Raw genomic sequence first — 15,089 nt, forward strand, 5'->3', positions numbered from 1 at the left:
TTTTATCTGTGTAATCACCTGGCTGCGATGTTCCGCACACATTTGCGCAGAGAGATGCAAGACGTCCGGGTCATCGGCCAGTCGTTGATACAGCGTGCGCGCATCGCCACGGGTGTTGACGATACACAGCACACAGGGTTGTGCGGCAAGATCGGCGGCTAATGTTCGCCAGTCGCAGGGTGTCAGTGCAAAGCGCACCTCAACCCGACGCAGCACATCGGCAAGTTGCGACGGCCGGGCGATGATTTCACGGACTTGCGTCAACCCCGGCATCAGTAATTGCCCGAACGGGTTGCGCTGGGCCTCAAGCACCGGTTGTGTGGCGGTGCAGAGCAGCCAACTCACACCAAACAGTTCGGTGAGTTGCTGCATGACCTGTGTAATTGGGGCGTGAAAGTCGCGCGGCAACTGTTGCGCCTCATCCAAAATGATGACGCTGTCAGCGAGGTTGTGCAGTTTTCGACAACGGCCTGGCCGTGCGGCATGGAGCGATTCGAACAACTGCACATTGGTGGTGACGATGACAGGCGCATCCCAGTTTTCACATGCCAGCCGGGCGCGGGCATCATCACTGTTATCAAGATTACAGTGGTGCTCAATAACCGCCTCTTCCCCAAGCGCCTGACGGAACACGGCGGCGTTTTGCTCGATAATGCTGGTGTAGGGAATAGCGTAAATAATGCGTTTTTTGCCGTGACGCAGGGCGTGGTCGAGCGCAAAGCCGAGGCTTGCCAGCGTTTTACCGCCGCCGGTCGGCACCGTCAGGCTAAACAAGCCGGGCGCAAGCGCCGCTGCCTGCCGGGTTTCGTCAAGGATGGACTGGCGCAGCGAATGCAGCGGTGAATGAGGGTCGCGGTTGGTCAGGGAGTGCATATAGCGTTGATAACGCGGTTGTAGCGATGCCAGCGTCAGTGATGCGTTTTTTTCTCGTAACCGGGCGTTTTCAGGCGACATATAACGCTCGGTATCGAGAAAATCCGCATCCACCAAACAAGAGAACAGCATACGTAGCCACAGCGCGATATTTTCTTTCGAGAGGGGCGGAAGGCTGACCGGTATCGTCTGCAAAATATCTGCTGGAATAGCCTGTTCGCGTGCCTGCTGGTACTCTTCGTCACCGTCGATTAAGCGATGATATAAAGAACCGGCATCGCCTCTGCCATTAGGCAAACCGGCGTGATGGCCGCTAATCGTGTAAGCCAGAATATGTCCCACGCCATGACCCAGCGCGGTAATGGCATAACGGGCACCCGCAATCGAGTGGCTGACACGTCCGGGCGCGTGTTCAATATGGGCGTTTTCGGCGTCATAACCTGAAGCCTTACGCAAATAGTCCTGAAAAGGCGGGCGGTATTTACCCAGATCGTGCCAACGCCCGGCAAGCGTTGCCCAGTCCGATAATGCGGCAGGCGCAATGGCGGCGGCCAATTCCGCAACATCCCGCAAATGTGCATCAAGATAATGGGGGGCACTCCAGTCGCCATCATTATTTCTTCTGACATGTGCAATAAACGAAAGTCTTTCTGCCATATCGGCCTCTTAAATAGAGAGCGTCATTATTTAACTGCCATCATAAGGGAAGTAATCAATATTTAACGCATTGTTTTAAAAGTATTTATATTAAACTATTTGCTTTGAAATAATATCGATTAGCGTATTTTTTATGTCTGAAAATACCCGATTAATTTAATGCAAACCGGCAGGGACATCGTGTCGTTAATATCGCTATTTTGGCGCTCTATGGGTGATGTTCATCGCCCCATGTGTTGGTGGGGCAGTACCGGAAAATGGGTGAGTGTTAAAATGTGATCAATGTCTCAAAGTAACATTTTGACTCTCTGGTGATTCGGGCGTGAAAACCGGGCAGGAAAAGAGGGGTAAGTGCCCATCCTGTATGCGTTTAGTGAATATAGCGTCAGTATTTGTAAGGATTTGGTTATTAAAATCGTCAGTTAAATAACACTTGAGTGTCATTATTGTTAATGATAATTGTTGTTATTATCAATATCACAGGGAGTGAGGACGATGTCAGAGACACAGTTGGCGGTGACAGAGAGTGTGCAGGGTCGAACCAATGCAGATTATCTGGAGCGACAGGGATGGTTTGAGTCCAATGTTCGCAGTTATCCGCGCAAACTGCCGCTGGTCATCCAGCAAGCGCAAGGCGTATGGGTAACGGATGTGGATGGTAATCAATATCTGGACTGCCTGGCCGGGGCAGGTACGCTGGCGCTGGGGCATAACCATCCTGACATCGTCGCCGCTATTCAGGCGTTTCTGGCATCTGGGTTGCCGATGCATACGCTGGATCTCACCACGCCGTTAAAAGACGCCTTCTGTGAAACGCTGCTGGCGCAGCTCCCCGGTGGTGAAAACCAGTACTGCCTGCAATTCTGCGGCCCGTCGGGGGCGGATGCGGTGGAAGCGGCGCTGAAACTGGCGAAAACCTATACCGGCCGCGGCGGCATCATCAGCTTCTCCGGCGGTTACCACGGCATGACGCACGGCGCACTGGCCGTGACCGGCAATGTCGGCCCCAAAGACGCGGTGCAGAATCTGATGCCCGGCGTGCAATTTCTGCCTTATCCCCATGAATACCGCTGCCCGCTGGGGATTGGCGGCGACGCCGGCGTAGAGGCGCTCAGCCGCTATTTCACCGCATTTATCGAAGACGTCGAGCGCGGTATGTCGCTGCCGGCCGCGGTGATTGTCGAAGCGGTACAGGGCGAGGGCGGCGTCAACCCGGCGCCGGTCAGTTGGCTGCGAACGCTGCGCGAGGTGACGCGTCGTCACGGTATTCTGTTGATTGTGGATGAAGTGCAGGCCGGATTTGCCCGTACCGGCAGCATGTTTGCCTTCGAACATGCCGGTATCGAGCCGGACATCATCGTGATGTCGAAAGCGGTGGGCGGTGGGTTGCCGATGGCGGTGCTGGGTATTCGCCGTGAATTCGATGTCTGGAAACCGGGCACTCACACCGGCACGTTCCGCGGCAACCAGATGGCGATGGCGACCGGGAAAACCACCATCGATATCTTACTGCGCGACAAGCTGGCGGCGCAGGCTAGCGCCCGCGGCGAGTGGCTGAAGCAACAATTTACCCGGATGCAGACGCGCTTCCCCTGCCTGGGTCAGGTACGCGGCCGCGGCCTGATGCTGGGCATCGAAATCGTTGATGAGCGTCAACCTGCACAAGCCGGCGGTGGCTACCCGCTGGATGCCGAGCTGGCGGCGGCAATCCAACAGCACTGTTTCCGTCAGGGGCTGTTGCTGGAGCGCGGCGGCCGACAAGGCAACGTGGTCAGGCTGCTGCCGCCGCTGATTATTACCGAAGATCAATGCCGCAGTGTCGTGGCGCGATTCGAGCGGGCGTTGATTGAAGCGGTGGCGCAAATCCGTCATCAGTAATCAGGCGATATATCGCCCACCGTGATGCTGATAGCGAAATAATAATTATAAAAACTGTCGGCGTTATTTCCGGTGCAGCGCAGGCTGAGAAAACGATTAACACAATTAACACAAGGTGCTGGTGGAAACATCGGCATTTATTTACTGGGAAAATAATAATGAGGTTGCAGGAATGAAGGTTCGGGCATTATATGCGTTGACGCCATTATTTTTATTTGCACAGGCTAACGCAGCAGATAGCACAAACAAGAATGACAATGAAATGGTGGTGACGGCATCCCGAACGGATACCGAGAAAAAAGATTCACCCCAGGTTGTGACGATTATTACTAAAGAGCAGATCGAACAACAGCGCCAAATTACCAGCGACTCTTCCCAGATATTAAGTAACTTATTGCCGTCAATGGCGCCGAGCCGTCAGAAAATGAGCGGCAGCGGTGAAACCTTTCGTGGCCGAGCCCCGTTGATTCTGGTGGATGGTATTCCGCAGTCTAACCCGTTGCGCCCCACCGGGCGCGAAATGCATACCATCGATTTCGCGATGGTGGAACGCATTGAAGTGATCCACGGTGCCAGCGCCAGCAACGGTATCGGCGCGACCGGCGGGGTCATCAATATCATTACCCGCCGACCGGAACCGGGCTCGTTCAACCAGCATTTTAGCGTGGAAACCACCTCGCCGACCAAAGTCAGCTCGGACTCCATGAGCTACAAAACCACCTACGGGGTCAGTGGCCGAGAAGAGTATCTGGATTACCTGTTTTCAGTCAGTTATGAAGATCAGGGCCTGTTCCTGGACGGGAAAGATCGCCCCATCGGGGTTGATAACACCCAGGGCGACCTGATGGATTCCCGCGCCTACGATGTGATGGCGAAAGTCGGTTACTGGCTGGATAACGACCAGCGGATACAGTTCAGCCTTAACCGTTATCAGATCAAGGGCAAAATGAACTATCTGGGCGTCACCGGCGATCGTAATAACGGTATTGCGACGACCTCAGTCTCCGGGCGCCCGGTCGGCGATGCGCCGATGAACACGGTCTGGACCACCAGCGCCACCTACGATAACTACAATCTGGCGGGCATGAAGCTGAACTCGCTGGTGTATTACCAGAACTACGAGTCATTGTTCGGTGCGGATAACTCGGCTTCTTTCCAGGATGTCAGTATCGCGCCGCTCAACCGGTTATATGACCAGTCACGGGTGACCTCTCGCCGCTACGGTAGCAAGGTGGCGTTAACCAAAGACGATATCTGGGACGATTACCTGAAGGCGACTGTAGGTTTCGATACCCTGTTCGATACCGGCAAGCAGGATTTCTGGCTGACCAAACGCCTGTACGCACCGCAGATGGAGTACACCGATCTGTCGCCGTTCATGCAGTTTGATATTCAGCCGATAGATTCGCTGAAAATCACCACCGGGGTGCGCTATGAGTACGCACGTCTGGATATCGACAGCTTCCGTTCGGTGGCAGCCAGCACCGCGCGTGCACCCAATAACAGCGTAGATGTGCAGGGCGGCCGTCTGAGTTTCAACAAGACGCTGTACAACGTTGGCGCGGTGTGGACTACGCCTTATCAACCGCTGAGCCTGTTTGCCAACTACTCGCAGGGTTTCGGTATCCCGGACGTGGGCCGTACGCTGCGCGGCATTAGAACCGCCGGCCAGTCGGTCAGTATGCTGCCGTTGGAACCGATTGTGACGGATAACGTTGAAACCGGCTTCCGTATCCAGAAAGACCCGGTGGAGTTTGAACTGAGTTATTACCGCTCGACCTCCAAGCTGGGCGAGCGCGTGGTGGATGTGAACGGCACCTTCCAGAGCGAACGTCAGAAAACCCGTATCGACGGTATCGAAACCTCGCTGGGGTACAAGGTAAATGACGATCACCGCCTGAAATTTGGTTATTCCCATATTCAGGGATGGTACGACAGCGATGGCAACGGCAGTCTCGATGGCAAGCTGGATGGTTTGAATATTCCACCGGATCGCCTGACCGCCAGTTGGTCTGCGAATTGGACGCCGCAGTGGTCTTCATTTATTCAGGCTAATTACGCCTTCGACAGAATTATGGATAACCGCCAGCAGGACTTTGATGGCTATCTGCTGATGGATGCCGCTGTCGGTTATAAATTACCGAAAGGTAAAATTAATCTGGCGGTTTCTAACCTATTTGACAAGGAGTACATCACATATTATTCGCAAAGCGCGATTGTGAACTCCCTGCGTTATTTTTCCGGTCGAGGAAGAACCGTGACGTTAGGTTATAGCGTTGACTTTTGATAATAGTCCCGCCGCAGGGCGGGGCTGCGTTCAGTTATTTAATTAGGATAGTTAACCTTCGCCACGAAATAAACCGCCGGCCGATTGTTATTCTTATGGAGTAGAGATGAACAACCGAAATCATGATGTTTTGTCCACCATGATAAGCGAAAAAGCCGCCCTGCATGGGTTACTGAATTGTCTTATCAAAGAGTTCGCGATACCGGAAGGGTATGTGCGATATGACTGGCCAGACGAAATGAACGGGATCCCGCCGGGGGCCTATTTTGATGGTGCAGACTGGAAGGGCATACCGATGATGATCGGTTTGCCCGATTCACTGCAACTGTTTGTTATGGTGGACCGCCGCGACACCTTCGGCAGCCAGCATTACCTGTCCGATGTCTATTTGCGTCAGGCGCAGAGCGACTGGCATTGCCCCGGCTTCGAACGTCTGGTCGCGTGCCTGCTGGCGGCGTGCGAGCATATCGCCGGGAGAAAAAACCCGGAGCTGTACGAACAGATTCTCCAGAGCCAGCGGCTGGTCAGTGCCATCGTCAATCACAATAGCCGCCAGCGCGCGGACGCGCCGTTGCAACATTACTTGCAGAGTGAGCAGGGATTGTGGTTCGGTCACCCCAGCCATCCTGCGCCCAAAGCGCGCCTGTGGCCGGCTCATCTCGGCCAGGAGCAGTGGGCGCCTGAGTTTCAGGCCCGTGCGGCGTTGTACCAGTTCGAAGTGCCGGTCGACGGGTTGCACATCGGTGCCAACGGCCTGACGCCGCAGCAAGTGCTGCAAGGCTTCGCCGACCAGCAACCCGCGTCGCCGGGGCACGCCATCATCTGTATGCATCCGGTGCAGGCGCAACTGTTTATGCAGGATGCGCGCGTGCAGCAATTACTGCGTGACAACGTCATCCGCGATCTGGGCCAAAGCGGACGCGTCGCCAGCCCGACCGCGTCTATCCGCACCTGGTTTATCGACGATCACGATTACTTCATCAAAGGTTCGCTCAACGTTCGCATTACTAACTGTGTGCGCAAAAACGCCTGGTATGAGCTGGAAAGCACGGTGCTGATCGACCGGCTGTTCCGCCGGTTGCTGGCGCACCACGCCGACACGTTGGGCGGGTTGGCGGCGGCCGCTGAACCCGGCGTGGTGAGCTGGAGCCCGGTTACCGCCGGCGAGGCGGACCAACACTGGTTCCGCGAACAAACCGGCGGCATTCTGCGTGAGAATTTCTGCCGCCGCACCGGTGCGGATCGCAGCATTATGGCCGGTACGTTGTTTGCCCGCGGCGTGGATTTACAGCCGATGATTCAAACCTTCCTGCGCACGCAGTATGGCGAGGCGCTGGATGACAACGCGCTGCTGTACTGGTTTGACGACTACCAAACGCAGTTGCTGCGCCCGGTGTTGTCGCTGTTCTTCAACCACGGTGTGGTGATGGAGCCGCATCTGCAAAACAGCGTGTTGGTACATCAACAGGGGCGGCCGCAGCAGGTGCTGCTGCGCGATTTCGAAGGGGTGAAACTGACCGACGATCTCGGCATCCATGCTATTCCCGATGATATCCATCCGCGTGTGCGCCAGTCATTGCTGTACTCGCGCGAGCAGGGCTGGAATCGCATCATGTATTGCCTGTTTATCAATCACCTGTCTGAAGCTATTCTGGCGCTGACTCACGGGCGGGCGCACCTGGCGCCGTTGATGTGGCAGCGGGTGCACCAGCAACTGTGCGCTATTCGGGCGGAACTGGGCCAACCGGCACCAGAGCTGGACGCGTTGATCGCCGGCCAGCCGGTGGCGTGTAAAACCAACCTCAAGGTACGACTGGCGGCCGAGGCTGATCGTCAGGCCAGCTATGTCCAACTGCCGTCGCCCTGGAGCCACGCCGCGCAGGCGCAGCACGGCAGCGGGATAGCGCACGGCAACGGAATCGCGCACGGCGAGACTCAGCGTGTCGAACTACGGCACAGCGAGGTGCAGCATGGCTAATTCGCTGCCCCAGTCCGTTCATGACGTCATTGTTCACCTGCAACAGCAGTATGTCGATCCGCTGGCGGCGTTTGTCTACGACCTGACCGCGCTGCGCCGGCATGTCGGCGAGGTGATGGCGGCGCTGCCGCCGGGCGTTGAACTCTATTACGCCATCAAAGCCAACAGTGAAAAACCGATTCTGGACGCGATCGCGCCGCTGGTGCATGGGTTTGAGATCTCGTCAGGCGGCGAAATCGCCCGCGTGGCCGGTTGCGCGACACGGAAACCGTTTGTGTTCTCCGGGCCCGGCAAACTGGACTCGGACTTTGATCTGGCGCTGGAGCAAGGCGTAGAAGCGATTCATGTGGAGAGCCGCCATGAAATCGCCCGCCTGCAACAGCGGGCGAAGCAGCATGGCGTGGTCCAGCCGGTGTTCATCCGCATCAACCCGGAACTGGCGTCGTCGCTGACCAGCAAACTGGCGATGGCCGGCACGCCGACGCCGTTCGGCATGGATGAAGCCGACCTGCCGGACGCGGTGCGCGACGTGGATAACGCCAGTCATCTGCAACTGAAAGGGTTTCACGTACATGCCATGTCGCACCAGATGGTGGTGGAGCGCCATCAACAACTGCTGGATTTGTACCTGACGCGCTGGCCGCAATGGAAAGCGCTGTCCGCGCAGCCGCAGCCTATCACCCACCTCAATGTGGGCGGCGGCATCGGCGTGCCGTATCTGACGCCCGAGCGTTTCGACTGGCCGGCACTGTGTGACTACCTGCGTGTGCGGCTGGCGCAACAGCCGGATGTGCCGATTGTTCGCTTTGAGCCGGGGCGTTTCATCAGCGCTTACTGTGGGTATTACGCCATCGAGGTGCTGGATAAAAAACGCAGCCACGGTAAGCATTTTCTGGTCTGCCGCGGCGGTACCCATCAGTTCCGCCTGCCGGTGGCGCAAGGGCATGACCATCCGGTGATTCACCTGCCGCTGACGTCGACGCCGTCGGCTGGCGAAACACGTGACTGGACGGTAGTCGGCCAGCTGTGCACGCCGAAAGACGTGCTTAGCCGCGACCAGCGCCTGACCGACGTCAATATCGGCGATCTGCTGGTGTTACCGCTGGCGGGCGCTTATGGCTACAACATTTCTCATGCCGATTTCCTGTGTCATCCTCGCCCTGAGCAGTATTTTCTCACGGATGACGGGGGCGTTATCACCGATAACGGCACGAACGTGGACGTAACCGGAGCGGTGTGCCGTGTCGACTAGTTCTGTTCCACGCTGGTTGGTGGTGGTCAATGTATTGCTCGGTACGACCACCGTCAGCCTGAATAACAGTTCGCTCAATCCGGCACTGCCCGCATTTATCGAGGTGTTTCACATCGGGCCGCTGCTGGCGACCTGGATCGTGGCGGCGTTCATGGTCAGCATGGGCATGACCATGCCGTTGACCGGTTATCTCGGGCATCGGCTGGGTAACAAACCGCTTTACCTGCTGGGTGTGGCGCTGTTTATCACCGGTTCGCTGCTGGGGATGCTGGCGGATTCCATCTCGCTGGTGATCGCCGCCCGCACGGTGCAGGGCATCGCCAGCGGGTTGATGATCCCGCTGTCGCTGACGCTGATTTTCTCAGTGTACCCCAGGCAGGAACGGGGCGGCATTACCGGTATCTGGGGCGCCATCGTGATGCTGGCTCCGGCGCTGGGCCCGTTGTGCGGCGGGTTGCTGCTAGAGTGGTTCAGTTGGCGGGCGTTGTTCGCCATGAACATTCCCATCGGCGCGCTGGCGCTGTTGATGGGGCTGGTGGTGTTGCCGAAAACCGTGCCGGGTGAGCGTAAACCGTTCGATATGACCGGCTATCTGCTGGTGTCCGCCGGTATCGGGTTGCTGATGGTCGGCGCCGGGCGATTACATCATGCCGCCGCGCTGGCAAACCCGTTCAATTTGCTGATGCTGCTGGCCGCCGCGGTGTGCCTGGCCGCGTTTGTCCGCGTCGAACTGCGTAAGCGCGAACCGCTGCTCAATCTGCGAGTTTTCCAACTGCACGGCTATCGCCTGAGCGTGGTGATCGCGGTGGTGCAATCGGTCGGGATGTTCGAATGTCTGGTGTTATTACCGATGCTGGTGCAGATGGTGATGGGCTACAGCGCGATTTGGACCGGGCTGGCGCTGTTGTGTACCGCACTGTTCGCCAGCCTGTTCGGCAAGGTAGGCGGCAGCCTGCTTGACCGGCACGGCGCGGCGCGGGTGGTGGGCGTCGGGGTGCTGCTGACCGCGCTGGCGACCATCGGATTAGGTATGACGGGCGCACAGACGTCGATTGGCGCCGTGTTCGGCTGGATGATACTGCGCGGCATCGGGCTGGGTTTGTCCTACATGCCGGTCACCACCGCCGGGCTGAATGTGCTGCCGGAAACGCTGGTTACACAGGGCGCCGCCATGAACAACATTTCACGCCGGCTGGTGTCGTCGCTGGCGATTGTGCTGGCGTCGTTATACCTCGAATTCCGGTTGGCGGGCAGCGGGCTGGCGCATGAAGCCGTGCGTGCCGCCGCCATCAGCGAAACCTTTATCGCCACCGGTGTGTTGATCATGCTGGCGCTGCCATGCGCCCTGCGTTTTCCCACGCAGAGTGATGACACCGCGGCGAACGCCCTGTTGGCCGGCGCGTCGGCGTCGCAGGCTGGTGCGCGGGAACCGCGTTGACGCGGAGTTGATTACCCACAAGGTTATTTTTACTGACAAGGTTAAGAGATCGTATGGAAACATTATCCCCCGTCGTACCTCAGGACAGCGCCTGCGACTGGTTGCTACGCATGGATGCCCGGCGTTATCAACTGGTGGAACAGCGCGTAGTCGGGCAACTGTTGCAAACGCTACTGTATGAGGAGGTGCTGCCTTATCGTCGCCTGCCAGTCGGCGACGGCAACAGCCAGTTTGTGATAACCGGCCGCGATGCACAGCAATTACCGGTGGAGTACCGGTGCAGCGGGCTGTTTAGCGACAGCTTCAGTCTTATCCGTCTTGATTACGCCAGCGTGCAGCGCATCGGTCCGGATGGAGACGCGCAGTCGCCCAATCTGCACCAGATGCTGGAGGAACTGCTGGGCGAGCAGGAGAACAATCCGTTCCTGACGCGGTTTGTGCAGGAACTGGAGCAGACGCAACTGAAAGACTTGCAGTCGCGGGCGCAGGATTACCAACCCGGCAAGCCGACGCATCAACTTGGTTTCGACGAGCTGGAGCGCCACTTTATGGATGCGCACAGCTACCACCCGTGTTACAAGTCGCGCATTGGTTTCAGTCTGCAGGATAACGCCCAGTGGGGGCCGGAGTTCGGCCAACCTTTCGCCATCGTCTGGCTGGCGCTGGCGAAGCCTTTGGCGTCGGCCAACCATTCGACCAAACTGGATCTGGATGACTTCCTGCAAACCGAATTCGGCGCGGCGCGCTGGCAGGCGTTTAGCGAACAACTGGCGCGTCAGGGGCGCAAAGCGCAAGACTATCAACTGATACCGGTGCACCCGTGGCAGTGGAAAAACGTGATTGCGCCGGTGTTTTATCCGGAACTGGCCAGCGGCGAGCTGATTTACCTCGGGGATTCCGACGACCGCTGGCAGGCGCAGCAGTCGATTCGCACCCTGGCGAACGTAACGGAGAAAACGCGCCCTTACGTCAAGCTGGCGATGAGCATGACCAACACCTCCAGCACCCGCATTCTGGCGCGGCACACGGTAATGAACGGACCGATTATTACCGACTGGCTGCAACAATTGATCGACACCGATCAGACCGCCCGCAACCTGAAATTCGTGATTCTCGGCGAAATCGCCGGGGTGAGTTTCGACACCCAACCGTTGCCCACTACCCGTATGGCGCAGGCTTACGGCGTGATGGGGGCTATCTGGCGCGAAAGCATCCATCAGTACCTGCAACCGGACGAGCAGGCGGTGCCGTTCAACGGCTTAAGCCATGTCGAGCACCGTTACGACGGCGGCGAGCAGGCGCCGTTTATCGATGCCTGGATTCACCAGTACGGGCTGGAAGCCTGGACCCGTCAACTGCTAGAGGTCACGGTTTCACCCATCATCCACATGCTGTACGCCGAAGGCATCGGCATGGAATCGCACGGCCAGAATATCGTGCTGATGGTGCGTGACGGCTGGCCGCAGCGCATTGCGCTCAAAGATTTTCATGACGGCGTGCGCTATTCGCCGGACCATCTGGCGCGCCCCGCCATGCGCCCGGATCTGGTGCCGCTGCCCGCCAGCCACGCCAAAATCAACCGCAATTCGTTCATCCTCACCGATGACGTCGACGCGGTGCGCGATTTTACCTGCGACTCGTTCTTCTTCATCTGTCTGGCGGAAATGGCGGTCTTCCTGCGCCAGCAGTACCACCTGCCGGAAGCACGCTTCTGGGAAATGACGGCGGAGGTGGTGCTGCGTTATCAGGCCGGGCACCCGCAACACCGCTCGCGCTATGCGCTGTTTGATGTGTTTGCACCGACTTATGAAGTGGAGGAACTGACCAAACGCCGGTTGCTGGGCGACGGCGAGCGCCGTTTTAAATCGGTGCCGAACCCGCTGCATCCGTTCAGGCCGTCGTCATGCTAAGAACCAACCAACTCAAGCGCAAGCTGGCGGCAGGCGCGCCGGTCTACGGGTTGATTGCCTCGATTCCCTCGCCGGTATCGGTGGAGTTGATTGCCGAGGCCGGGTTCGATTTCGTGATTATCGACACCGAACATGTGCTGATAAACCCGGAAACGGTGGAGAACATGATCCGGGTGGCGGAAAGCTATGCGCTGACGCCGCTGGTGCGGGTGGCGGATGGCAACCCCAAAACCCTGTTGCGCCTGCTGGACGGCGGCGCGCAAGGCATTGTGTTGCCGATGGTGGAGCAGGCTGAGCAGGTGCGTGCGGCGGTGCGCGCCTGCCATTACCACCCGCAGGGCGAGCGCAGCCTCAATAGCGGTCGCCCCGGCGCCTTCGGCAAGCACAGTCTGGCGGAGTACGTCGCGCTGGCGAACCGGGAAATCCTGCTGGTGGCGATGATCGAAAGCGCCGAGGGCGTACGTCAGGCCGACGCGATCGCCACCGTACCGGGGTTGGACATGATACTGGAGGGCGCAGCCGATCTCTCTCAGTCGCTGGGTATGCCCTGGCAGACTGCCGCGGCACCGGTGCAGGCGGCGCTGGCCGGGGTGCGGCGGGCCGCCGAGGCACATGGCGTGACCTATTGCGCCATCCCCCGCCAGCACGATGATCATGCACGCTGGCGTGAGCAGGGCGTGCGCGCATTTGTATTGGGCGACGAGCGCGGCATCGCGTTTCGTGCTTTACAGGCCAGACTGGCCGCAACGATTTCAGCAGAAGGGCAATGATCAAATGGAAAATCATGATCAAATGGAAAGTCATGCGATGAAGACCACGTCTCACTACAAGGATGCCAGCCACAGCGTGATGCAGGATCTGGTGGATTGCCTGTTGGCCGAGGCGTTTTTTGGCGCTCAGCCGCTGGCGTTGTATACCACTGATGAGTGGCACCGGCAGTACGGCCAGCCGTCACCGTTCGGTGCGCTGGAGAGCGCGGCTCGCCTGTGGTGCTGGTGCAGCGATGAACGCGAACAGCGTCATCTGGTGGCGGCGTTGCGTCCCCGGTATTACCCAACGCTGGGAAAAAGTGCCGGGCACGGTGGTATACGCCTGGCAGCAGGGCGGCGGCAATGACTGGCAGGTACTGGAGCCGGAAAGCTTCATGAACCTGGTGTTCGCCGGTCAGCACAGTGAAGAAGACGATGCCGGGGAAAATAATACTAAAGGGCAGGCGCTGTTTCTGGATGTGCTAAACACCAGCGTCGAGCAGACCGCGCTGTCGCGTGAACACCGTATCGATACCGATAACCTGCTCGGGCGCGGCAACGCCGATTTCTTCCATGTGATGGAACAGTGGGCATCGTTGCGCGACCGTCCGTATCATCCGACGGCGAAAGCCAAACAGGGGCTGAATGCCGAAGAATACCGCCGTTACGTGGCCGAGTTTGCCGAGCCGGTGGCGCTGAACTGGGTCGCGGTGGCGAAAAACCGCCTGCAATGCGGCGACGGTATCAGCGATACCACTGTTCAGTACCCGGCGCACTATCTGCTGCCGCAGGCCGAACAGGATGCATTGCAACAAGAATTGGCCGCGCGAGGGATCGCCGACACCCATATCGCGTTGCCGGTACATCCGTGGCAGTTCGACCATATTCTGGCAAGCCAACTGGGCGATGCTTTTGCTAACGGCGACTGTCATCGGTTGGATTTCAGCGCCGCCCGTTATCTGCCGACCTCGTCACTGCGCTCGATGACGCCGTGTTTCGCCAGCGCCGATTACCTCAAGCTGCCGATGGCGGTGTATTCGCTGGGCGCGTCACGCTATTTGCCGGCGGTGAAAATGATCAACGGCGGGCTGAGCGAAACGCTGTTGCGCCAGGCGCGCGACAAAGACGCGGTATTACAGCAACGGTTGTATCTGTGCGATGAAGGCAAATGGTGGGCGTTTATGCCGCCGCAGGCCACCTTGTTTGACGAAGCACCACGCCACCTGTCGGCGATGGTACGCCGCTATCCGGGCGAGCTGTTCGACGATCCGGACTACCGCCTGCTGCCGATGGCCGCGCTGGGCACGCCGCTGCCGGGCAGCCGTCGTCACTTCTTTGACGACTGGCTGGCATATCGCGGCTTGCCGACGAACACCGATTCGGTCTTGACATTGTTCGCTGAGCTTTGTCATTGTTTCTTCGACATTAATTTCCGTATGTTCCGCTTAGGGATGCTGGGCGAGATCCACGGACAAAATGCGGTGCTGGTGTGGAAAGCCGGTCAGGCTCACGGCTTGTTGCTGCGTGATCACGATTCGCTGCGCATCCATGTGCCGACGCTGGAACAGAACGGTATGCAGGACCCGGTGTACCGCATCAAGCAGGGCCATGCCAACACGCTTTACCACGAGCGTCTGGACGATCTGCTGTTCTGGCTGCAAACGTTGGGGATTCAAGTCAACATGCGGGCGATTATCGAAACGCTGTCGTTGACCTATGAGGTGGAAGCCGCGACGCTATGGGGCGTGATGCGCCGTGAAATCAACGACGCGATTGACCGCGCCGGTTTCGCCGCCGACACGCAAGCGATGCTGAAAACCCGCTTGTTCGACGTGCCGAACTGGCCGCAGAAACTGCTGATCACCCCGATGATCGCCCGCGCCGGCGGACCGGGGAGTATGCCGTTCGGCAAGGGGGAAGTGATTAACCCGTTTCAGGCCATTATTGGTAAATAGATTGTTAACGAACAATAGAGCGTCGTTATCGGGTTCATGTAAAGACAGAGAGATATTTCGTGCGGGATAAGCTACGGCTCACTTTTGCGACGTTACCGCACGCACGACAAGG

Annotated in this window: 10 protein-coding genes; 9 read left to right on the forward strand and 1 reads right to left on the reverse strand. The window is 58.2% G+C overall.

Going from position 1 to position 15,089, the window contains the following annotated elements:
- On the reverse strand, nt 1-1,530 hold a 1,530-nt coding region (locus DCH402_RS07255; protein WP_040000513.1), incomplete at its 3' end, for a CRISPR-associated endonuclease Cas3''.
- Between the two features lie 495 nt (nt 1,531-2,025).
- On the opposite strand from DCH402_RS07255, the gene DCH402_RS07260 reads away from it, so the two are divergent.
- The 9 genes from DCH402_RS07260 to DCH402_RS07295 all read left to right on the forward strand — a co-directional run bounded on the left by DCH402_RS07260 (nt 2,026) and on the right by DCH402_RS07295 (nt 14,977).
- Complete coding sequence (locus tag DCH402_RS07260; RefSeq protein ID WP_040000514.1) at nt 2,026-3,408, forward strand: diaminobutyrate--2-oxoglutarate transaminase; 1,383 nt, start codon at nt 2,026-2,028, stop codon at nt 3,406-3,408.
- A gap of 172 nt (nt 3,409-3,580) precedes the next feature.
- A complete protein-coding gene (locus tag DCH402_RS07265) occupies nt 3,581-5,695 on the forward strand; it encodes a TonB-dependent receptor (protein ID WP_040003466.1) in 2,115 nt (704 codons plus the stop codon).
- 106 nt (nt 5,696-5,801) lie between these two features.
- Nucleotides 5,802-7,673 (forward strand): IucA/IucC family protein, encoded by a 1,872-nt coding sequence (locus tag DCH402_RS07270; RefSeq protein WP_040000515.1) that lies wholly within the window; start codon nt 5,802-5,804, stop codon nt 7,671-7,673.
- Entirely contained in the window at nt 7,666-8,925 is a 1,260-nt protein-coding gene (locus tag DCH402_RS07275; RefSeq protein ID WP_040000516.1) for a type III PLP-dependent enzyme, read from the forward strand. The genes DCH402_RS07270 and DCH402_RS07275 overlap by 8 nt, the downstream gene beginning before the upstream one ends.
- On the forward strand, nt 8,915-10,363 hold the full coding sequence (locus DCH402_RS07280; protein ID WP_040000517.1) for a DHA2 family efflux MFS transporter permease subunit: 1,449 nt from the start codon (nt 8,915-8,917) through the stop codon (nt 10,361-10,363). Before DCH402_RS07275 ends, DCH402_RS07280 begins: the two co-directional genes overlap by 11 nt.
- A gap of 53 nt (nt 10,364-10,416) precedes the next feature.
- The gene (locus tag DCH402_RS07285; RefSeq protein WP_040000518.1) at nt 10,417-12,273 is read left to right on the forward strand and encodes an IucA/IucC family protein; all 1,857 of its coding nucleotides are present in this window, start codon (nt 10,417-10,419) and stop codon (nt 12,271-12,273) included.
- Nucleotides 12,267-13,043, forward strand: a complete 777-nt coding sequence (locus DCH402_RS07290) for an HpcH/HpaI aldolase family protein (protein WP_040000519.1) — start codon at nt 12,267-12,269, stop codon at nt 13,041-13,043. Before DCH402_RS07285 ends, DCH402_RS07290 begins: the two co-directional genes overlap by 7 nt.
- Nucleotides 13,044-13,080: 37 nt before the next feature.
- The gene (locus tag DCH402_RS23005) at nt 13,081-13,389 is read left to right on the forward strand and encodes a hypothetical protein (protein WP_233276327.1); all 309 of its coding nucleotides are present in this window, start codon (nt 13,081-13,083) and stop codon (nt 13,387-13,389) included.
- Nucleotides 13,277-14,977 carry an IucA/IucC family protein gene (locus DCH402_RS07295; protein ID WP_233276328.1) on the forward strand — a complete coding sequence of 567 codons (1,701 nt, stop codon included), beginning with the start codon at nt 13,277-13,279 and terminating at the stop codon, nt 14,975-14,977. The genes DCH402_RS23005 and DCH402_RS07295 overlap by 113 nt, the downstream gene beginning before the upstream one ends.
- The last annotated feature ends 112 nt before the right edge of the window (nt 14,978-15,089 follow it).

It is taken from the genome of Dickeya chrysanthemi NCPPB 402, from assembly GCF_000406105.1.
Classification (GTDB): Bacteria; Pseudomonadota; Gammaproteobacteria; order Enterobacterales; family Enterobacteriaceae; genus Dickeya; species Dickeya chrysanthemi.

Bases quoted from the DNA above. Each gene is read 5' to 3' on its own strand.
- DCH402_RS07260 (WP_040000514.1), top strand. From the start codon at position 2,026: ATGTCAGAGACACAGTTGGCGGTGACAGAGAGTGTGCAGGGTCGAACC.
- DCH402_RS07265 (WP_040003466.1), top strand. From the start codon at position 3,581: ATGAAGGTTCGGGCATTATATGCGTTGACGCCATTATTTTTATTTGCA.
- DCH402_RS07270 (WP_040000515.1), top strand. From the start codon at position 5,802: ATGAACAACCGAAATCATGATGTTTTGTCCACCATGATAAGCGAAAAA.
- DCH402_RS07275 (WP_040000516.1), top strand. From the start codon at position 7,666: ATGGCTAATTCGCTGCCCCAGTCCGTTCATGACGTCATTGTTCACCTG.
- DCH402_RS07285 (WP_040000518.1), top strand. From the start codon at position 10,417: ATGGAAACATTATCCCCCGTCGTACCTCAGGACAGCGCCTGCGACTGG.
- DCH402_RS07290 (WP_040000519.1), top strand. From the start codon at position 12,267: ATGCTAAGAACCAACCAACTCAAGCGCAAGCTGGCGGCAGGCGCGCCG.
- DCH402_RS23005 (WP_233276327.1), top strand. From the start codon at position 13,081: ATGAAGACCACGTCTCACTACAAGGATGCCAGCCACAGCGTGATGCAG.
- DCH402_RS07295 (WP_233276328.1), top strand. From the start codon at position 13,277: ATGAACGCGAACAGCGTCATCTGGTGGCGGCGTTGCGTCCCCGGTATT.